The sequence below is a fragment of the Micromonospora sp. C95 genome, assembly GCF_018070465.1.
Taxonomy (GTDB): Bacteria; Actinomycetota; Actinomycetes; order Mycobacteriales; family Micromonosporaceae; genus Micromonospora.
Window position 1 is genome coordinate 270,588 of the sequence record NZ_JAGPXT010000004.1, and the last position, 19,133, is coordinate 289,720.

Below are 19,133 nucleotides of genomic sequence, written 5' to 3' on the forward strand. Positions count from 1 at the left end.
CTGCCGAAAACGGGAGTTGCGTTGCAGTTGCGCTCGGTGCATCCTTTCCCGGTTAGCGATCACTGTGGACGGCCGGCTCGGGAGGACGTGTGCTCACCGCCGACGAGTTCTTTCTGATCGCGCACAACGACACCCGGGGCAAGGCGAAGCTGCACCCGGCGGCGACCGGTCTCGGTCTGGCCGGGGGGCTCCTCGGCGAGCTGATCCTCTATGGACACATCACTGTCGTCGCCGGCCAGGTCGGCGTGATCGACCGCCGGCCGCCGGCCGACGCGTTGGCGCACACCGTGCTGGACCAGCTGGTCGGCGAGGCGCAGCACCAGTCGGTGCGTACCTGGCTCAGTTTTCTCGCCCAGAACTCGGTCACCTCGGTGGGGGAGCGGCTGTCCCGGGCCGGCGTGCTGCGCCGGCAGGAGAGCCGGCGACTGCTCCGGAGCACCGTCACCTACCAGCCGATCGACCTCAACGTCGTGGCCTGGCCGGCGACCCGGCTGCGGGCGCTGCTGGAGCGCGCCGAGCCGCCCAGCGTCCCCGACGCGACGCTGCTCGGGCTGGTCGCCGCGGCCGGCCTGACCCGGGAGGTGCTGTGGAGCGCAGGTCCGCGCGCACACCACCGACTCAACCTGATCATCCCGGCTCTGCCGGACCCGCTGAAGGAACTCGTGGCGCACACCGAGGCAGCCGTTGGTGCGGCGGTGCTGCGCGGCGCCCCCTGACCCGGTAAACCCCTTCCCCCCAGACCGGAGCGGTACATGTCCTCGACAGCGACAACCGAACGACCGAGCAACGTCTCCGAGGCGCTGGCCCGTGGCCGGCTCGGCGTCCCCTCAGTGATCTTCTTCGTCCTCTCCGCGGCGGCTCCGCTGACCGTGGTCGCCGGCGTGGTCACCACCGGCTACGGGGTCATCGGCGTGCTCGGTATTCCGCTGGCCTTCCTGGCGGTGGCCGTGGTGCTCGCCGTCTTCTCCGTCGGCTACGTGGCGATGGCTCGGCGGATGGCCAACGCCGGGGCCTTCTACGCGTACGTGGCCCGGGGGCTGGGCCGCCCGGCCGGTGTGGGTACGGCGTGGGTGGCGCTGATCGCCTACAACGCCCTCCAGGTCGGGCTCTACGGCACCATCGGCGCGGCGGCGGCACCGGTGCTGGACCGGCTGTTCGGGATCACGCCACAGTGGTGGATCGTGGCGCTGGTGGCGTGGGCGCTGGTGGCGATGCTCGGCCTGCTCCGGGTGGACATCAACGGCATGGTGCTGGCGGCGCTGCTCTGCGCCGAGATCGCCATCATCGTGGTGTTCGACCTCGGCCAGCTGGGCAACCCGGCCGGTGGCAGCGTGAGCTTCGCCGCGTTCTCGCCGGAGAACTTCTTCGTGCCCGGGCTGGGCGCGGTGCTGGTGCTGGCGATCCTCGGTTTCGTCGGCTTCGAGGCGGCGGTGGTCTTCAGCGAGGAGAGCAAGGACCCGAAGCGTACGGTGCCGATGGCCACCTACCTGTCCGTGGCGATCATCGCGGTGGTCTACGCGCTGTCCTCGTGGAGCATGACGGTGGCGGTGGGGCCGGACCGGATCGTCGAGGAGGCGGGCACCCAGAGCGTCGAGCTGATCTTCAACCTGGCCGGGGCACACCTGGGCGACACGGTCCTGACCATCGGGCAGGCACTCTTCCTGACCTCGGTGCTGGCCGCCATGATCTCGTTCCACAACACCACCGCGCGCTACGCCTTCGCGCTGGGCCGGGAGCGGGTGCTGCCGGCGGTGTTCGGGCGCACCTCGCCGAGCACCGGGGCGCCCCGGGCCGCCTCGCTCGCGCAGAGCGTGCTGGGCCTGCTGGTGATCATCCTGTACGCGGTGAACGGCTGGGACCCGGTCCTGCAGCTGTTCTTCTGGCTGGGCACCAGCGGCGGATTCGGCGTGCTGTTGCTGATCGCGACCACCGCGGTAGCGATCATCGCGTACTTTGCCCGCAGCGGTGAGCAGGAGACGCTGTGGCGGCGGTTGGTCGCGCCCGGCCTCGCCGCGATCGCACTTGTCGCGATCATCGTGCTGGCGGTGCAGAACTTCGCCAACCTGCTCGGGGTCGAGCCGGACTCGCCGCTGCGCTGGGCGATTCCGGCGGCCTACCCGGTGGCGGCGCTGCTGGGCGGGTTGTGGGGCCTGTCGCTGCGGCGGCGGCGCCCCGACACCTACGCCCGGATCGGCCTGGGCGCGGAGAGCGCGGCGGCTGTGGTGGTTCCCCCGTCGGTCACCGAGCCGGCGCCGGCGGCGGAGGTGCGGCGATGAGCCGGCCGGAGATCGGGCAACTCGGCGCGGACGACACCCGCTGGGTCGCCGCCCGGATAGCCGAGGCGTTCATGGTGCTGGACCAGCCCCGCTGGCTGGTGCCGGACGAGGCCAAGCGGGAGTCGGTGCTGGCCGGCAGCTTCGAGATCATCGTCGAGCACGCCACTCGGCACGGACTGGTGTTCGGCACCGAGGATCGCGCCGGGGTGGCCGTCTGGTTGCCGTCGGTCGGTGAACCACTGCCGCCGCCGGAGGACTACGACGCCCGGCTGGCCCTGGCGTGCGGGGAGTGGACCCCGAACTTCGTGCACCTGGACGAGCTGTTCGCGGCCAACCATCCGCACGCCGATCATCACCACCTGGCGCTGCTCGCCGTGCGTCCGGACCGGCAGGGCCAGGGCGTCGGCACTGCCCTGCTACGCCACCATCACGCCTGGCTGGACGCCAACGGCATGCCGGCGTACCTGGAGGCGAGCAGCGAGACCAGCCGCGACCTGTACGCGCGGCACGGCTATCGGGTCGCCGAGCCGTTCCGGCTGCCCGACGGCACGCCGTTCTGGCCGATGTGGCGGGAGCCCGTCGCCGGCTGAGGTGGCGCGAACACGATGGTGGCCGGGTCCGACGGACCCGGCCACCATCGCCACCCCCTCCTAGTACGTGCCGTCGAGCTGCCCCCGCAGCTTCGTCAGGGCCCGGGCCAGCAGCCGGGACACGTGCATCTGCGACACGCCGATCTGCTCCGCGATCTGCGACTGGGTCAGGTTGCCGTAGAACCGCAGCGTCAGGATCTTCTGCTCGCGCTCGTCGAGCGTGGCCAGCGCCGGGCCCAGCGCCACCCGCAGCTCGGCCAGCTCGAACTCGCTGTCCTCACCGCCGAGCATGTCGCCCAGCTCGGTCGCGCGATCGCCGTCACCGGTCGGCGTGGACAGCGACACCGCGTTGTACGCGCGGGCACCCTCCAGGCCCTCCAGCACCTCTTCCTCGGTGAGCTTGAGGTGGGCGGCGATGTCGGCCACCGTCGGGGAACGGCCCAGGGACTGCAACAGGGAGCTGTTGGCGTCCGAGATGGCCAGCCGCAGTTCCTGCAGGCGGCGGGGCACCCGGATGTCCCACGTCCGGTCGCGGAAGTGCCGCTTCAGCTCGCCGATGATGGTGGGGATCGCGTAGCCGGCGAAGTCGACGCCGCGGGAGGGGTCGAACTTGTCGATGGCCTTGATGAGGCCGACGGCGGCGGTCTGCGCGAGATCGTCGGTGGGCTCGCCGCGACCGCTGTAGCGGTGGGCGAGGTGGTTGGCCAGCGGCAACCAGGCCTCGATCGCCCGGTCGCGCAGCGCGGCTCGGGAGGGGTGTCCGGCCGGCAGCGCGGCCATGGCGTTCAGCAGCTCGGCGGCGCTGTCGGTGAGCGCCCGCGGGTCGAGCTTCGGGGTCGGGGTTGCCGGGGTGGTCGCCGATTCGGTGATCGTTGACGCGGTCATGGTGGTCCTCCCTGCACCTCGTCCGCGGATATAGACGTGACGCTTTGGTTAGTGCTGTTAGTACGTTCGGGAGTCACCTTAGCCCGATCGTCTCCTGGAAATCTAGCCGAAAGGACGATGTACTTAAGTGAATTCTGGGCATGAAAGCCGCGAAAACTCCCACAGGGGGTTTGTCGAGCAGGCAGGGGCGGGCGCGCCTGTGATGTCCAGTCGCCCGATCGGGCCAGTCGCGGATGTCCATGCGCACCCCGCCGTCGGGCCGGACGATCAGGTCAGGCCGCCGAACGGACGATGCTCGGCTCGGATGGCAAGCGGAGTGTCACCAATCCGTCGTTGTCCCGTCAACGGGACTGGGCTTAGCGTCGCGGGGTACATCCCTGATCCGGAGGTGCCGTGCTCGATCCTGCCGTTCCCCACCTCGTCGTGAACAGCCGCACGCTGTACTTCAGTTGGCTGCCGGCGGACCCGGACGCGGTGGCGGCGCTGGTCCCCGCAGGGCTGCGGCCCCACCCGGACCGTGAGGTCTTCATGAACCAGTACGTGGTGGACGACGAGAGCCAGACCTCCGGCTTCGGTTCCTACTCGCTCACCTACCTCGGTGTCACGCTCGTCGGGATGGACGCCCCGGACGGAATCACCCCCGGTGGTTGGTGGACCCACTACGTCACCTCCAGCGAGCGGGTGCGCAACTACGCGCTGGCCCGGGGCGCCCCGGCCGTGCCCGGTCGCACCACCATCACCGAGCAGGGCGACACGATCGCCACCGGGACGGACATCGAGGGCGTGCCGGTGATCCGAGCCCAGGTGCGCGTCGGTGACACCGGACACACCATGCACAACGGCCACCACCGCTACCTGACCGAGTTGCACGGTCAACTGGTCAGCAGCATCTATCCGGTGGTCGCCGAACCGTCCACGGCGTTCGAGATCGAGTCGGTCGAGTTTCTCGACCCGGACCACCCGGTGTACGCGTTGCGCCCGGAGAACCCGCTCACCATCGCCTGGGGCTACTACTCGCCGCGCTCCTCGTTCGCGTACCCGGGTGGGCTGACGGTCCTCGGTGAGGTGGCGCCGAGCTACCAGGTGCCCGACCGGCGGGCCCGCAGCGGCCTGCCGTCGGGGTCGTAGACCAGGCGGTACGCGGGCAGCGCCCAGGCCCGGGTCCACCAGGGCAGCCGCCGGGCACGGTGCGGTCGGAGCCGGCCGGGTGGGCGGGGTCCCACCTGGCCGCCGTCGTACCAGCGCTGTAACGCCTCGGCGGCGGTGGTGATCGCGGTGACCGCGTCGTCCGGGTCGGTCAGGTCGGCGTCGTCGTCGCCGCCGGCCGGATCGCGGTCCAGATGCTCGCGGAGCAGGCGTAGCCGCAGCTCCCGGGCGAACCGCCGGGCCCGGTCACCCTGACCCGCCGGATCGTGCGGGGAACGCTCGTCCGCAGTGTCGTCAAGCACCGCGCAGGACAGTTCGCTGTCGTGCGTCCAGGACCGCCGGTTGAAGTTGTCGCTGCCGACGCAGGCCCACACGTCGTCGACCACGCACACCTTGGCGTGCACGTAGACCGGGGTGCCGGCGTGGTTCTCCACGTCGAAGACGTGCACCCGCCCCGCCGCGGCCTGCTCGCACAGGGCCAGCGCCTGCTCTCGACCGACCGTGTTCGGTGGCAGGGCCAGCCGCCCGTCCACGTCGGGATGGCGTGGTACCACCGCGACCAGGTGCAGCTCCGGATTGTCGCGCAGCGCCGTGGCGAAGAGCTCGGCCACCTCGGTGGACCAGAGGTACTGGTCCTCCAGGTAGATCAGCCGACGGGCGCGGCGTACCGCCTTGGTGTAGCCGCGGGCCACCGTGCGTTCGCCGTCCGGGGCGAACGCGTACCGGGGCCGGACCGCGGGATAGGTGCGCAACACCTGGACGTGGTGCGGTCCGCAGGCCGGCGGATCGGCGGGTTGGTCCGGCAGCGGCCCGGCGGTGAGGTCCGCCCCGCGGAGCCGGTCGCGCAGATAGGCCAGGGGGTTCTCCGAGTCCAGTGGCATCGGGTCGGTCCACCGCTCGCGGAACGTGGTGTCCAGCGCGCCCACCACCGGCCCGCGCAGCGCGAGCTGCACGTCGTGCCAGGGCGGGTGGTCACCGTACGCGGCGGCCATCCGTACCGCCTGCGGGTCACCGTGGTGCGCGTCGTCGTCGCGGCGGCTGTGGCACAGGTCGATGCCGCCGACGAAGGCGATGTCCCTGTCGGGGGCGGCCGGGCGGCGCAGCACCACCAGCTTCTGGTGGTGTGATCCGCCTCGCCGGACCCGCTGGTCGAGCAGCACCTCGCCGCCGGCGGCCGAGATCGCCTCGCTGAGGTTGCGGTTCTCCTGGTGGCTGTAGGACAGCACGTCGAGGTGCGACCGCCAGATCAGTCCCTTGACCACCACACCGCGCTGGGCGGCGCGGGCGAACAGCTGGGAGATCGTCGGCCCGTCCGGGCGGAGGCGCTGGTCCGGGTCGCCCCGCCAGTCGGCGAAGAACAGGTGGTCGCCGGCGCCCAGCCCGTCGACCTCGGCGACCAGCCGGTCGAAGTACGCGGCACCGTGAATTAGCGGCTCGGCGAGGTTTCCACTGGTCCAGACGGGTAACTCAGAGACCGGGTTGGCGCGTTCCGGTGCGGTGAGGAACCAGTCCTGCAGCGGCACGCTCCCGCCCTCGGAGAGGTCGTTCACGTCCTCACCATACGAACCCGTCGTCGGGATCGCACGCTGGTGGGCTGCTGGCTGATGGCGTCCGACCCCCGATCCGAGCAGTGAGGAGTCGAAGCATGTCCGGCGAGCCGACGAACTCCGCGACCGAGCACCGTGAGCAGGCGGTGGAGGGCGAGCGGGGGGCGCTGTTGACCGTACTGGTGATGGTCCTGCTCGGCCTGGCCGGCATCTTCGCCGTCTCCTGAGCCGGACGGGCGGCCCCGGAAACCGGAGCCGCCCTGCGTCCAGTGGTCGCTCAGGGGCGCTCGCCCTGCCCCTCGGTGTGCGCCAGCCGCTGTGCCGGAACGACGCCGAGCCGCCCGGCCTGGAAGTCCTCGAACGCCTGGATCAGCTCGTCGCGGGTGTTCATCACGAACGGCCCGTAGTGCGCCACCGGCTCCCGGATGGGCTGGCCGCCCATGATGTAGAGGTCCAGGGTCTGGTTGCGGCTGTCCTGGCGGGCGTTGGCCTTGAACCGCAGCGCGTCACCCGGCCCGTGCACGGCCAGCTGACCGGTGCGTACGCCGCGCCCGTTGGCGCCGACCGTGCCGCGACCGCCGAGCACGTACACCAGCGCGTTGAAGTCCGGCCGCCAGGGCAGATCCACCTGCGCCCCCGGCTCGACCGTCACGTGGGCGACGGTGATCGGGGTGTACGTGGAGCCGGGCCCCTTGTGGCCGGCGATCTCACCGGCGATCACCCGGATCAGCGCCCCACCGTCTCCGGTGGTGAGCAGCGCGGCCTCGTTGCCCCGGATGTCCTGGTACTTCGGCGGGCTCATCTTGGCCGCACTGGGCAGGTTGACCCACAGCTGGGTGCCGTGGAACAGGCCACCGCTGACGACCAGGTGCTCCGGCGGGGCCTCGATGTGCAGCAGGCCGCTGCCAGCGGTCATCCACTGGGTGTCGCCGTTGGTGATCGTGCCGCCGCCGCCGTGGCTGTCCTGGTGGTCGAAGATGCCGTCGATGATGTAGGTGACGGTCTCGAAGCCCCGGTGCGGGTGCCAGGAGGTGCCCTTCGGCTCGCCGGGCGCGTAGTCCACCTCGCCCATCTGGTCCAGCATGATGAACGGGTCCAGCTCGCTCATCGGCACCCCGGCGAAGGCCTTGCGCACCGGGAAACCCTCGCCCTCGAAGCCGCTGGGCGCGGTGGTGAGCCGGCGAACCGGCCGGAACGCGGTGGACTCGTCGAGCCGGGGCAGCCGGGGCAGGACGAGGACGTTGTCGACGGTGATGGCGGGCATCGGGGCTCCTTCAGTTGTCGCCGGGGGTGGTGGCGAGGGTGGCATCGCTGCCGTCGACCGCACGCAGTCGTCGGCCGAGCCGGGTGAAGATCCTGGTCAGGAAGGCGACCTCGGCGTCGTCGAGATCGTCCATCAGGTGGGTACGCACGGAGCGCAGGTGGTGCGGTGCGGCCTCCCGCAGCGCCAGCAGCCCGGCGGCGGTCAGCACCGCCTCGCTGCCCCGCCCGTCCTGCGGACAGGGCTGACGGGCGACCAGGCCCCGTCGTTGCATGGAGGAGACCTGATAGGTCAGCCGGCTGGGCGAGAAGACCAGGCGGTCGGCCAGCTCGCCCATCCGCAGCCGTTGCCCGGGCACCTCGGAGAGCAGCACCAGCACGTGGTAGTCGGCGAAGCTGAGCCCGCTGGCGGTGCGCAGGTCGTCCTCAAGTCGGGTGAACAACCGCTGGCTGGCCTCGATGTACGTCCGCCAGGCGGTCAGGCGGTCGCGGTCCAGGCTCTCGGTCACGCCGCCAAGATAGCACTTATTAAAAATTTGAACAAGAAGCCGCCATCGTGGTGGTTGCGGGTACAGGTGGGAGTGCCAAGAGGTGATGTTGAAGCTTTGAAGGAGTGTGTCGGGCGGGGCCACGTGTCCGACGGGCACCTGCACGCCCGCCTCGCCACCGACTGACCGGGCGGCCCCACCCACGGCGGGACGGCCCGGTCAGCGGTTACCGGTCAGGTCGACGTCTGCGGTGCCCATCCACCCAGGTGCAGCCGGGCCAGCAGCTGACGCGCCTGGTCGGCCACGTCGGCCTCCACGGTGACCGCGTACCGGTTGGCCCGCAGTGAACTGGCGGAGGTGAAGTCGCGCTGCCCGCCCGTCATCGCGTGTGCGACGGCACCGAAGACGGCACCCCAGATCGCACCGATGACGAGGCCGGCGAGGATCACCGCCACCCAGTTCCCGACGGTGAAGATGCCGAACAGCAGGCCGATGAACAGACCGAACCAGGCGCCCGTACCCGCACCGACAAGCCCCGCGCGGGCGGTGGTCAGCCGGCCCAGCACGGTCTCCACCAGGGTCAGGTCGGTGCCGACGATGGCGGTGCGTTCCACCGGGAACCGGTTGTCGGCGAGGTGGTCCACCACCCGCTGGGCGGTCGGATAGTCCTCGAACGCGCCGATCGTCACGGTCGGCGGGCCGGTAGGTGGCCCGTGGCCGTCGCCAGCGGGTGCGGCGGGACGGCCGCCCGGGCCCGACGGGAGGGTGCCGCCGCCGGTCACGCCCGGCTGCCAGGCCGAGGGGTTCGACTGTGTGGTCATGGTCTCCTCCTTCGTCACCCGGTCGCCTACCCCACGTCGGCGCGGGGGTAACGCCCCGGCGGCGGCCGGCTCGCGGGCTGGCGCCACCGGGCGGAACAGCTCCGAGGGGAGACGGGGGTGGGCCCCCGGCACCGCCGGTGCGGCGGCGGCCGAGGGCCCACGGGACGGGACGGGTCGGGCGATCAGGCGCAGGCGGCGCCGTTCAGCGTGTAACCGCTCGGCGTGGCCAGGCTGCTACCGGTGTACGTGCCCTGGAAACCGACGCTGAGCGTGCCGCCGCTGGGCAGGCTGCCGTTCCAGGGGGCGTTGCGGACCGTGATCTGGTTGCCGGACTGGCTCCAGTCACCGTTCCAGCCGTTGCTCAGCCGTACCCCGGAGGCGACGTTGAACGTCAGGTTCCAGCCGTTGAGCGCCGCGCCGCGGTTGGTCACCCGGATCTCGGCGGTGAAGCCACCGGTCCACGTGTTCGGGGTGAACGTCACCGAGCAGCCACCGGCGGGCGGGTTGGTGGTCGGCGGCGTGCTGGTGGGCGGCGTGCTGGTGGGCGGCGTGCTGGTCGGGGGGGTCGTGGTCGGCGGGGCCGTGGTCGGTACCGGACCGGCGGCGATGGCCAGGTCGTACGCCCGCTGCGGCACGAACTGACCAGCTGCCGCGATGCAGCCGTCGGCCTCGCCCGGCAGCTTCACCCAGAGGAACGCGTCGATGGCGGAGTCACCGGTGTTGGTGGTGCTCGGGGTGCCGATCGCCCGCCCCGGCGGGTCGCACCACTCGGAGCCGGCCGGACCGTTGCCGTTGCGGCTGGTGTCGACGACCGCCTTCAGTCGGGAGTTGCCGGTGGCCGCGATGATCTGCTTGGCGTACGAGACCTCGTCGGCGGTGCGGCGGTAGTTCGACACGTTCACCGAGATGCCGTCGGCGCTGTTGGCGATGTCGGCGGCGTTCACCCGGGCCGCGGCCTCACTGGCGGACAGCCAGCCACCGTGGCCGATGTCGTAGTAGACCTTCGCCGCCGACGAGCCCCGCTTGAGCGCCTTGCCGGCGTACGCCATCGAGGCCCGCACCTCGGCCTGCTGGCTCTCGTTCATGCAACTGGTCATGATGGGGAGCACGTCGGGCTCCAGGATGATGCTGGCCGGGCGCCCGCCGAGACCGGCGGCGACCTGGTCCACCCACTGCCGGTAGGCGGTGTGGTTCGGGGCGCCACCCGCGCTGTGGTTGCTGCAGTCGCGGTTGGGGATGTTGTAGACCACCAGGATCGGGATCTTGCCGGTGGCGGCTGCGGCACCGACGAAGGAGTCCACCTCGGCGCGTACCGTCGAGGTGTTGGTGGTGGTGTACCAGCGCGGCTGCGGGACGCTGGCGATCCGGTCCCGGATCACGGCGGCCTTCGAGTCGTTCGGGTTGGCCGCCACCCAGCGGGCGGCGCTGGTCTGCGGGTCGACGTAGAAGGCGGAGTCGGCGGCCGCGGCGGGCGCGGGGCGCAGCGCGCCCACGCCGACGCTGCCGGCCACGGTCAGTGCCGTCGCCACGACGCCGACCAGAGCGAACGTGCTTCGATTTCTCATGGTCTGCTCCTCGTACCCATCGAAGAAAGTGCGTGGAAGCGCTCCCACATGTCCGACAAGGTACGGGCCTATTGCCGGCTTGTGAAGAGTTTCCGGAACAAACCGACCGACTATCGTTTCGACGGGCGTCGAACCGCGACCGACGACCGCCCTACGATCATGGGATGCATGCTGAGCCGTCGGGCGTGGTGGTGATCGGTGCCGGCATCGCCGGTGTGGCCTGTGCCCGGGAACTGCGCGACGCCGGCGTACCGGTGCAGATCCGGGAACGAGGACGGGTGGCCGGCGGTCGAATGGCCAGCCGGCGCTTCGACGGCCGCCCCGCCGATCTCGGTGCCGCCTACTTCACCGTCAGCGACCCCGAGTTCGCCGCAGTGGTACGCGGCTGGCAGGCGGCCGGCCTGGCCCGCGAGTGGACCGACACCTTCGTGGCGTACGACGGTGGTGGCCGGCGCGATGCTCCCGGGCCGATGCGGTGGGCGGCACCGCGCGGACTGCGCTCGCTCGTCGAACATCTCGCCCGGGACCTGCCCGTGGTGGTGAACCGGCTGGTGCTCGGGGTCGGGCCGGGACCGACGGTGGACGGCGCCGACTGCGCGGCGGTGGTGCTGGCGATGCCCGGACCGCAGGCCGCGCTGCTGCTCGATCCGGCACTCGTCGCGGCGACCGAGACCGTGGCCCGGCAGCGGTGGTCGCCGACCCTGGCGGCGATGCTGCGGTTCCCGCACCGGCGGTGGACCGACTTCCGGGGCGCGTTCGTCAACGACCATCCACTGCTCAGTCTGGTCTGCGACGACGGCGACCGGCGCGGTGACGGTTCCGCGGTCCTGGTCGCACACACCACCGAGGGATTCGCCGCCGGGCACCTGGCCCAACCCACCGCAGCCGCGCCGCAGGTCGAGGCGGCCGTACGCGACCTGCTCGCCCTGCCCGACCGCGCCGAGCACGTGCACGTGCACCGGTGGACCTACGCCAAGCCGGCCGCCGGTGGTGCCCCGGACACCGGCTTCCACCTCGACGACGACGGCATCGGGCTGGCCGGGGACGCCTTCGGCAAGCCCCGGGTGCAGACCGCCTGGCGCTCCGGCCGCGACCTCGGCCGCGCCCTGGCCCGCCGACTGGCCTGACGCGCCGCCTGCGCGCGCCGTCCGGCGGACAGCTCAGGCGGCGACGGCGGGGGAGGGCTCCGGCGGAGAGGCTGTTGCGGTGCGCTCGCCCGACGTGTCGAGCATCCGCATGACTGGCGTCGCCGCGATGCCGTGCACCACCACCGAGACGATCACCACCAGGGCGACGGTGGCCCAGACCAGCTCCGCCTGCGGGAAGTCCGCCTTCGTGGTGGCGTACGCCAGGTAGTAGAACGAGCCGATGCCCCGGATGCCGAAGGCCGCGATCACCAGGTGCTCCGCGGGCCGTCCGGGGGCGCCGCGCAGCGCCAGCCAACCGGCGAGCGGTCGGACCAGGAACACCAGGGCCAGGCCGACAAGTGCGGCGGGCCAGGTCAACGCGGCCAGCAGCCCGCTGATCACCGCGCCGCCCAGCAGCAGCAACATCAGCACGGTGAGCAGCCGTTCCACCTGCTCGGCGAAGTCGTGCAGCACCGCGTGGTACTTGTGGTTGCGCTCCGCCGCCCGGATCGCGCGGGCAGCCACGAAGACCGCCAGGAAGCCGTAGCCGCCGGCCACCTCCACCAGCCCGTACGCCAGGAAGGTGGCGGCCAGCGCCAGGAACCCCTCGGCGTGCCGGGCCAGCCGCAGCTCGCTGGGCGCCCGGAAGAAGAGCTTGCCGAGCAGCCACCCGATCAGGAGCCCGCCGACCAGCCCGACCGCGATCTTGTAGAGCAGGTCGACGGTGATCCAACGGGCCAGCCAGTCGCCGGGGGCGAGGCCACTGCCGGCGATCGCGATGGCCGCGTAGACGAACGGGAACGCCAGACCGTCGTTCAGCCCGGCCTCCGAGGTGAGCGCGAACCGAACCTCGTCCTCGGCATCCTCATCAGCGTTGGGCTCGCCGACCTGGACGTCACTGGCGAGCACCGGGTCGGTCGGCGCGAGCGCCGCGGCCAGCAGCAACGCGCTGGCCGGCACCAGACCCGCCCACCACCAGCCGAGCAGGGCGACGGCGGCGATGCACAGCGGCATGGCCACGGCCAGCAGCCGCCACGTCGACGACCAACGCGCCCAGCTCAACGGTCGGTCGATCTTCAGCCCGGCGCCCATCAGCGCGACGATCACGCAGATCTCGGTGAGATGGGTGGCGAGGTCCCGATGGGTCAGGGGATCCGGCACGGGCAGATCGGTGGGCAGCAGGTAGATCAGCATCCCCAGACCGAGGAAGGCCAGCGGCATGGACAGCGGTCGCCGCTCCAGCAATCGCGGCAGGATGCCGGCGAGCAGTGCCGCCACACCGAACACCGCGAACGCAACGTCGATCGTCTCCACCGGACCGCCTCTCGCCACGCCCGCGGCACGCGGACAGTGGCGCACAACGTGCCCCGGCCGACGTTCCGGTAATCCGGAATTCTTCCCCGGGCTGACGAGGTGCCGACGCCCTTGGTCCGGCGGTCAGGCGGGTGGGAGCAGGATCTCGAACCAGACCGTCGAGCCGCGGACGGTGGGATCGGTGCCCCAGGCGTCGCTCAACTCCTCGATCAGCCCCAATCCGCGCCCCCGGCTGCTCAGGGTCTCCGTGCGGGCCCGGGTCACCGTGCCCCGGGAGCCCGAGTCGGCCACCGAGACGAGCAGCCGCTCGGGGCTGAGGTCGACCTCCACCCGGGCCGCCGTGCCGGCGTGCAGCAGCGCGTTGGTGGTCAGCTCGCTGGTGCACAGCACAGCCGCGCCGATCACCGACTCCGCGACCTCCCACTCGGTCAGCTGGGCGGTCATCCAGTGCCGCACCCGGCTCGGTGCGGTCGGCTCGGCGGGGACCTCCATCCGCGCCGACCGGCTCGGCCGCACCGCGTACTCGACGGCGAGCACGGCCACGTCGTCCTCGGTCGCGCCGGGCACGGCCGCGGAGGCCACCGCGCACAACGCCCGCGGGTCGCCACTTGGCGCACCGGCCACCGACTCCGCCAGGCGGGCCAGGCCGTCCGACAGGCCGTGCCGGCGTCGTTCCACCACACCGTCGCTGAACAGCAGCAGCGTGTCACCGGGCACGAACGCGACGGTACGCGTCGCTGCCCGGTAACCGACCCCCAAGGGAGCACCCGAGGGCACGTCGACGTACTCGGCCCCCGGCTCACCCGTCGGCGAACAGCGACGCACCAGCGGCGCGGGATGACCGGCACTGGCCAGGGTCAGCTCCTTGCGGCCGACGTCGATGACGCCGAACGTCACGGTGACGAACAGCTCGTACGTGCCGGCCTCGGCACCCAGGCTGCCCACCAGCCGGTCGAGCCCGGCGAGCACCTCGTCCGGGCGTGGATCGTTGAGCGCCAGCGCCCGCAGCGCGGCGCGCACCTGCCCCATCCGGGCGGCGGCCTGCACGTCGTGGCCCGCGACGTCCCCGAGGACCACACCCAGGTCGCCGGTGGGCAGCACGAATGCGTCGTAGAAGTCACCGCCCGCGGCGTTGCCGTCCACTCCCGGGTCGTAGCGCGCGGCGATCCGTAGGTGGGGCAGGACCGGCAGGTTCTCCGGCAGCATGCTCCGTTGCAGCAGCTGGGCGGTGCCGTGCTGGGTCTCGAAGCGGCGGGCCCGCTCGGTGGCCTGCCCGACCAACTCGGCCGATGCCGCCAGCAGGGCCCGCTCCGCGGCCGACCACGGGTGCGGCGAGCGGTAGCCGACCGTCAGCGCCCCCCGAACCACCGACGCCCGCAGCGGTACCGCCGCGAGGGCGCGGATCTTCTGGTCGTGGCGGTCGGCCGCGATCTCGTGCAGCGGCTGGCCGTCGGCGACGAAGCTGGCCTGGCCGGTGCGGGCACTTACCACCACCGGTGCCGACCAGCCGGCGGGACCGCGTCGCCACAGTGGGGGCAGCCGTTCGTCCGCCTCGTCCACCAACTCGCCCCGGACCCGCCGGACCATCCGCCATCCGGTGCCGCCACCGCCGTCGTCGACCGCGAAGGAGACCCGGTCGGCGTCGAACGAGGTGATCGCGTGACGCAGTGCGACCCGGGCCACGTCGTCCAGGGTGAGCGTGCCGGAGAGGGCGGCGGCGAAATCGCTCAGGCCCTGCAGCTGCCGGGTCGCCGGGCTGGTCTCGGCGACCACGGACAGCACGCCGACGACCCGGCCGTGGCTGTCCCGCACGGGCGAACACGCGCGGGTGTAGACGGGCTGGTCGAGTGCGACGGAGGCGGAATGCAGCGGGAGCGGGATCTCCCGGTCCAGGACGGGAACCCCGGTGCGGTAGGTCTGCTCGACGACGTCACCGACACCGGGGCGCTGCCAGACCTCGGCGAAGACCTCGGCGGGGGGCCGCCCCATGGCGTCCGGATGTCGGTCGCCGATCAGGCCGGCGTACGCGTCGTTGTACAACAGCAGCAGTTCCGCGCCGAGGTGCAGAGCCATCGGAGCCGGGGAGGCGAGCACCACCTCGACCGTCGCGCGGACGGCGGAGTCCCAGGACTCGTACGGGCCGAGCGCGGTGTCACCCCACCGGGGGTGGCCGGCGACGGCCGCCGTGCCCGGCACCCCCGGGCCCGGCAGCGGGCCTGCTGGCGTGGGTACTCGCCCGACCGTTCCTGGCATGAACGCAGCCTAGTCCGCCCGCTCGACCCGTGTTCCCGATCATCGGCCGGGCGCGCCGGACCGGGACGTCAGTGCAGGTCAGAGCCGCTTCGGTGCGGTCTGTCCAGAAAAAGGGAGCGATCGGAACGGCGTGCTGGCCGGGGGAAGGGGTAAGCGCGCCGGGCAACCATGCGACAGGAGGGACATCATGCCGGAAACCCTCGCGGCCAGGCAGGTCGACATCGGTGACGCCGTGGCCGACATGTGGAGGTCGGTGCTGCTGTTCGTGCCCCGGGCCATCGCGTTCATCGCGATCCTCGTGGTCGGATGGCTCATCGCCAGAGCCGTGCTCAAGATCGTGGACGCGGCTCTGGAACGGGTGGGGTTCGACCGGGCGGTCGAACGGGGCGGTATCAAGCGGGCACTGGAGCGGACGCGGTACGACGCCAGCGACATCCTGGCGAGGCTCGCGTACTACGCGGTGCTGCTGTTCACCCTTCAGTTCGCCTTCGGCGTCTGGGGGCCGAACGCGATCAGTGATCTGATCGCGGGCGTGGTGGCCTGGCTGCCCCGGGCGTTCGTCGCGATCGTCATCGTGGTGGTGGCCGCCGCGATCGCCAACGCGGTGCGGGACCTCGTCACCGGGGCGCTCGGCGGGCTGTCGTACGGCCGTTTCCTGGCCGACGTGACGGCGATCTTCATCATCGCCCTGGGTGTCATCGCGGCGCTCAACCAGGTGGGCATCGCCACCACCGTCACCCAGCCCGTGTTGATCGCGGTGCTCGCCACGGTGGCCGGCATCCTGATCGTCGGTGTCGGTGGCGGTCTGGTGCGGCCGATGCAGAACCGTTGGGAGGGCTGGCTCAACCGGGCGGCCGAGGAGTCGCGGGCGATCCGTGAGCAGCGGCAGGGCGCCGAGGCCGGGCGTGGCGACATGCAGCGGCAGATGGCCGACCGGAGCGGCGCCGCCCAGCCGGCCTCGCGGGGATCGGAGTCCTCGATGGCCGGCAGCCGGGGCACCTACCAGTCCGGCAACGCCGGCGACGAGACCCAGCAGTTCCGTCCGTGACGGTCGGCCGGTCGCGTTGAGACGGGTGTCCGCCGGATGGCGGGCACCCGTCCGCACGTCACAGCGGTGGCGGCTGCGGGGCCGGCGTGTCCAGCGCGGCCGTCAGCGCGCAGACGGCGAGCAGGCGCACCATCACCCAGTCCGCCTGCGCCCAGTCGATCGGGGCGTCGGCCGGCTGCCAGCCGTGTTCCTCGGCGGCGGCGCACATGCCGTCGGCGTAGCCGGCGAGGGCGGCGGCGGTCAACGGCCGCCGGTCCCCGTGCAGACTGTCGCGCACCGCGGCGGCGTGCTGGTCAACGGCGGCGAGCAACCCCGGCCGGGCGGTGGCTGCGGCGAGCCCGTCGAGACCCACGGCGTTGGCGAGAGTGACCAGGCTGGATCGTGCCCAGTCGACGGCGGTGGGGGAGACGACCCGGTTCGACGGCACGCGCATGGGGAACGAATGTAGCCAACCGGCGGGGCCGCGACCTCGGCCGCTCGGACGGTTCCGGCAGTACCGGGCGGCGTCCGCCGGGTGTCCGAGGGGATCGAGTCGGGCGCGGCGGACGGCGGGAACCGGACCCCGCGGCACGACCGGCACCAGGAGGCACGGATGGACACCACCGACGGACCCGACGAGCAACACCGACGTCCGGCCGGAGTGAGCGACGACACGGTGGCCGCCCTCGGCAAACTCAGCGAGGCGCTGGAGTGCGCGGAACGGGCACGTGGTCATCTCTACTCGCTGCACCAGCTCATCGGGCACGCCGACCTGATGCTCGACGACGCGGTACGGATGTTCCGCGACGCCGGGCACCCCGGTATCGCCGACCGGATCGCCGACGAACTGGTGGGCCGCAACGTCATCGCGGGCCGGTGGACGTTCCAGATCGTCGAGGACTTCGACGACGGCTACCACGCGGTGTTCCGCGACCTGGACCGCTCGGCACGCGACCAGCTGGTCGGTGGCCGACGGCACCTCTACGAGGCGGAGATGAAGGAGCGTCGCCGGACCCCCGGACGTCCGGGCCACGAGGCACGCCCGGCCGGCGAACCATGACCTTCGGCCGGGCCGGGCGAACCCGGCCGACAACCGTCCCAGCCTCGGCGCAGCCCTACTCGGCGGAAGGCGCGTCGGCCGGGCGGCGACGCGCGGCGTCGTCGGCGATGATCACGGTCGCCACCATCAGCGCGACGCAGAGGCTGAACAGCCACGAGCTGTCGTCGACCAGCCTGGCCGAGACGGGTGCCTGCACGGCGGCGAGGAGGAAGCCGAGCCATGCCAGGCGGCGCTGACGCGTGGAGAGAAAGCCGGAGCCCTGATGCATTCCGAAAGTCTTGCGCGCGACACGGCCGTTGCCGTCAGCCGAACGGCCGATTCTGCCGGAGCTGTCCGAATTCACCGCCCGTTCGGCTGAGGCCGTCACGCTGCCCGCCGGGTCGCTCCGGGTACGGTCCGGGTCGCTGTCCCTGATCCGGACCGTACCCGGAGGCGGTGTCAGAGGGTGTCCGGGCCGGTGCGTCCGGTGGTGGACGGGCGGTAGGCGCGGTCCGGGTCGGTGGGCTCACGGCCCGCGCCGGGCACCTCGCCGCCCCGGTCGGCCGCCTCGGGGCCGTGCCCGAAGGCCGCTTCCTCCCCGGCGTCGTTGCCGGTCACGTCGTCGGCCTGCCCATCGAGGGTGGACCGGGCGACGGCCCGGTCCAGTTCCTCAAGCGGGAGTCGTTCCTCGTCGCGCCACGCCCTGTCGTCGGTCATGCCAACGCGGTACCCCCGCCCCGCCGTCGCAAACGAGACGCCCGGGCCGGCGTGACCCTGCCTCGGACCCGCTCAACCGGCGACGGCCGCCGGTCGAACCGGCGGCCGTCCAGGGGTCTCGTCGCGGAATCAGGGCTGCGGGCGGTCGACCTGCCCGCGCCACGCCCCGGTCTCCTGACCGCGCCGCTCGATGAACGTCTTGAACCGCTGCAGGTCGGCCTTGGCCCGGCGGTCTACCACGCCGAGCTTGTCGCCGGCCTGCTCGATCACGCCGTGCGGGTCGAACTCCAACTGGAGGGAGACCCGGCTGGTGTTCTCGTCCAACCGGTGGAAGGTGACCACCCCGGAGTGCTGGGTGCCGCCGGTCGACCGCCACGCCACCCGCTCGTCGGGCAACTGCTCGGTGATCTCGGCGTCGAACTCCCGCTTGACCCCGGCGATCTCGACGGTCCAGTGGGTCATCGTGTCGGAGAGCTGGCGGATCTCCTGCACGCCCTCCATGAACTGCGGAAACTCCTCGAACTGGGTCCACTGGTCGTACGCCGTCCGGATCGGGACGGCCACGTCGACATGCTCCGTTACACCACTCATCAGAATCCTTCCTGCACTTGGTGAGGCTCGCGGACCGGTCAGTCCACCTACCAGCGCGTCGTCTCGTTGGTGTGGCCGAGCGCCGCCCACACCTCGGACACCGTCTGGTACCGGGTGTTCTCGGGCAGCCGCTGCAACGCGGCCAGTACGTCGTCGGGGGCCTCGTTCGCACGAGCGTTGGCCAGTAGCGCGGCCCGGTCCCCGGGCAGGGCGGTCATCGTGATGAACCGCCCCAGCCGGCTGCGGGCCTCGACATCCTCGGAGGTCATGCCCTGGGGAGCGCCGCTGCGCAGGTCGCCGGCCGGCGCCGTGGTCGGCTCCGGCTGGTCCTCTCCCGCGGGCTCCGGGACGCGGAACTCGTCGACCCGTGAGCCGCCGGTTCCCGGCCCCTGCACGAGGCCGCTGACCTCCTGGCTCATCTGCTCGTCGACCCTCGGTGAGTGCTTGCTGCTGCCGCGATCCATGTCTTCTGCGCTACCCGAGGGGA

21 protein-coding genes are annotated in these 19,133 nt (G+C 72.0%); 8 read left to right on the top strand and 13 right to left on the bottom strand.

The genetic code is table 11. The annotated features are described in order from the left end of the window. The first annotated feature begins 89 nt into the window (after positions 1–89). The 3 genes from KBX00_RS07430 to KBX00_RS07440 are packed head-to-tail and all read left to right on the top strand — an operon-like array spanning position 90 to position 2,866. Positions 90–716, top strand: a complete 627-nt coding sequence (locus tag KBX00_RS07430) for a GPP34 family phosphoprotein (RefSeq protein WP_210824591.1) — start codon at positions 90–92, stop codon at positions 714–716. Positions 717–752: 36 nt separating this feature from the next. Next, the gene (locus tag KBX00_RS07435) at positions 753–2,276 is read left to right on the top strand and encodes an APC family permease (protein ID WP_210824592.1); all 1,524 of its coding nucleotides are present in this window, start codon (positions 753–755) and stop codon (positions 2,274–2,276) included. After that, positions 2,273–2,866, top strand: a complete 594-nt coding sequence (locus tag KBX00_RS07440) for an N-acetyltransferase (protein ID WP_210824593.1) — start codon at positions 2,273–2,275, stop codon at positions 2,864–2,866. The genes KBX00_RS07435 and KBX00_RS07440 overlap by 4 nt, the downstream gene beginning before the upstream one ends. 60 nt (positions 2,867–2,926) lie before the next feature. Here KBX00_RS07440 and KBX00_RS07445 read toward each other — a convergent pair whose 3' ends face one another. Further along, entirely contained in the window at positions 2,927–3,751 is an 825-nt protein-coding gene (locus KBX00_RS07445) for a SigB/SigF/SigG family RNA polymerase sigma factor (RefSeq protein ID WP_164445279.1), read from the bottom strand. Between the two features lie 393 nt (positions 3,752–4,144). Between KBX00_RS07445 and KBX00_RS07450 the strand changes: the two genes are divergently transcribed. Then, positions 4,145–4,879, top strand: a complete 735-nt coding sequence (locus KBX00_RS07450) for an acetoacetate decarboxylase family protein (RefSeq protein WP_210824595.1) — start codon at positions 4,145–4,147, stop codon at positions 4,877–4,879. Here KBX00_RS07450 and KBX00_RS07455 read toward each other — a convergent pair. Continuing rightward, on the bottom strand, positions 4,828–6,420 hold the full coding sequence (locus KBX00_RS07455; protein ID WP_210824779.1) for a phospholipase D-like domain-containing protein: 1,593 nt from the start codon (positions 6,418–6,420) through the stop codon (positions 4,828–4,830). The genes KBX00_RS07450 and KBX00_RS07455 overlap by 52 nt on opposite strands. Before the next feature lie 122 nt (positions 6,421–6,542). On the opposite strand from KBX00_RS07455, the gene KBX00_RS29150 reads away from it, so the two are divergent. Further along, positions 6,543–6,671 (top strand): hypothetical protein, encoded by a 129-nt coding sequence (locus tag KBX00_RS29150; RefSeq protein ID WP_275409349.1) that lies wholly within the window; start codon positions 6,543–6,545, stop codon positions 6,669–6,671. 50 nt (positions 6,672–6,721) lie between these two features. Here KBX00_RS29150 and KBX00_RS07460 read toward each other — a convergent pair whose 3' ends face one another. From KBX00_RS07460 to KBX00_RS07475, 4 genes are all read right to left on the bottom strand, one after another. Then, positions 6,722–7,708: a pirin family protein gene (locus KBX00_RS07460; protein WP_210824597.1), complete on the bottom strand. Its 987-nt coding sequence runs from the start codon at positions 7,706–7,708 to the stop codon at positions 6,722–6,724. 10 nt (positions 7,709–7,718) lie between these two features. Next, positions 7,719–8,213, bottom strand: coding sequence for a MarR family winged helix-turn-helix transcriptional regulator (locus KBX00_RS07465; RefSeq protein WP_210824599.1), 495 nt, complete (start codon positions 8,211–8,213; stop codon positions 7,719–7,721). 212 nt (positions 8,214–8,425) lie between these two features. Beyond that, a complete protein-coding gene (locus KBX00_RS07470) occupies positions 8,426–9,013 on the bottom strand; it encodes a general stress protein (RefSeq protein WP_210824601.1) in 588 nt (195 codons plus the stop codon). A 182-nt stretch (positions 9,014–9,195) separates the two neighbouring features. Then, positions 9,196–10,578, bottom strand: coding sequence for a glycoside hydrolase family 6 protein (locus tag KBX00_RS07475; protein WP_210824603.1), 1,383 nt, complete (start codon positions 10,576–10,578; stop codon positions 9,196–9,198). Positions 10,579–10,742: 164 nt separating this feature from the next. Between KBX00_RS07475 and KBX00_RS07480 the strand changes: the two genes are divergently transcribed. After that, the gene (locus KBX00_RS07480) at positions 10,743–11,705 is read left to right on the top strand and encodes an NAD(P)/FAD-dependent oxidoreductase (protein WP_210824605.1); all 963 of its coding nucleotides are present in this window, start codon (positions 10,743–10,745) and stop codon (positions 11,703–11,705) included. Positions 11,706–11,738: 33 nt separating this feature from the next. On the opposite strand, the gene KBX00_RS07485 is transcribed toward KBX00_RS07480, so the two are convergent. Together KBX00_RS07485 and KBX00_RS07490 are read right to left on the bottom strand one after the other, a co-directional pair. Further along, complete coding sequence (locus KBX00_RS07485) at positions 11,739–13,019, bottom strand: sodium:proton antiporter (RefSeq protein ID WP_210824607.1); 1,281 nt, start codon at positions 13,017–13,019, stop codon at positions 11,739–11,741. A gap of 123 nt (positions 13,020–13,142) precedes the next feature. Next, on the bottom strand, positions 13,143–15,272 hold the full coding sequence (locus KBX00_RS07490; protein WP_210824609.1) for a SpoIIE family protein phosphatase: 2,130 nt from the start codon (positions 15,270–15,272) through the stop codon (positions 13,143–13,145). Between the two features lie 187 nt (positions 15,273–15,459). On the opposite strand from KBX00_RS07490, the gene KBX00_RS07495 reads away from it, so the two are divergent. Then, complete coding sequence (locus KBX00_RS07495; protein WP_210824611.1) at positions 15,460–16,320, top strand: hypothetical protein; 861 nt, start codon at positions 15,460–15,462, stop codon at positions 16,318–16,320. 58 nt (positions 16,321–16,378) lie between these two features. Here the strand turns inward: KBX00_RS07495 and KBX00_RS07500 are convergent, their stop codons facing one another. Beyond that, positions 16,379–16,753: a DUF6401 family natural product biosynthesis protein gene (locus tag KBX00_RS07500; RefSeq protein ID WP_210824612.1), complete on the bottom strand. Its 375-nt coding sequence runs from the start codon at positions 16,751–16,753 to the stop codon at positions 16,379–16,381. Positions 16,754–16,912: 159 nt separating this feature from the next. Here KBX00_RS07500 and KBX00_RS07505 point away from each other — a divergent pair, with 159 nt between their 5' ends. Beyond that, positions 16,913–17,359: a hypothetical protein gene (locus KBX00_RS07505; protein ID WP_210824614.1), complete on the top strand. Its 447-nt coding sequence runs from the start codon at positions 16,913–16,915 to the stop codon at positions 17,357–17,359. A 55-nt stretch (positions 17,360–17,414) separates the two neighbouring features. Here KBX00_RS07505 and KBX00_RS07510 read toward each other — a convergent pair whose 3' ends face one another. The 4 genes from KBX00_RS07510 to KBX00_RS07525 form a co-directional block, all read right to left on the bottom strand. Beyond that, complete coding sequence (locus tag KBX00_RS07510; RefSeq protein WP_301547482.1) at positions 17,415–17,702, bottom strand: hypothetical protein; 288 nt, start codon at positions 17,700–17,702, stop codon at positions 17,415–17,417. Between the two features lie 95 nt (positions 17,703–17,797). Further along, complete coding sequence (locus KBX00_RS07515) at positions 17,798–18,055, bottom strand: hypothetical protein (RefSeq protein WP_210824616.1); 258 nt, start codon at positions 18,053–18,055, stop codon at positions 17,798–17,800. Between the two features lie 129 nt (positions 18,056–18,184). Continuing rightward, positions 18,185–18,646, bottom strand: a complete 462-nt coding sequence (locus KBX00_RS07520) for an SRPBCC family protein (RefSeq protein WP_210824618.1) — start codon at positions 18,644–18,646, stop codon at positions 18,185–18,187. Positions 18,647–18,693: 47 nt separating this feature from the next. Next, the gene (locus tag KBX00_RS07525; RefSeq protein ID WP_210824620.1) at positions 18,694–19,110 is read right to left on the bottom strand and encodes a DUF2795 domain-containing protein; all 417 of its coding nucleotides are present in this window, start codon (positions 19,108–19,110) and stop codon (positions 18,694–18,696) included. Positions 19,111–19,133: the final 23 nt, after the last annotated feature.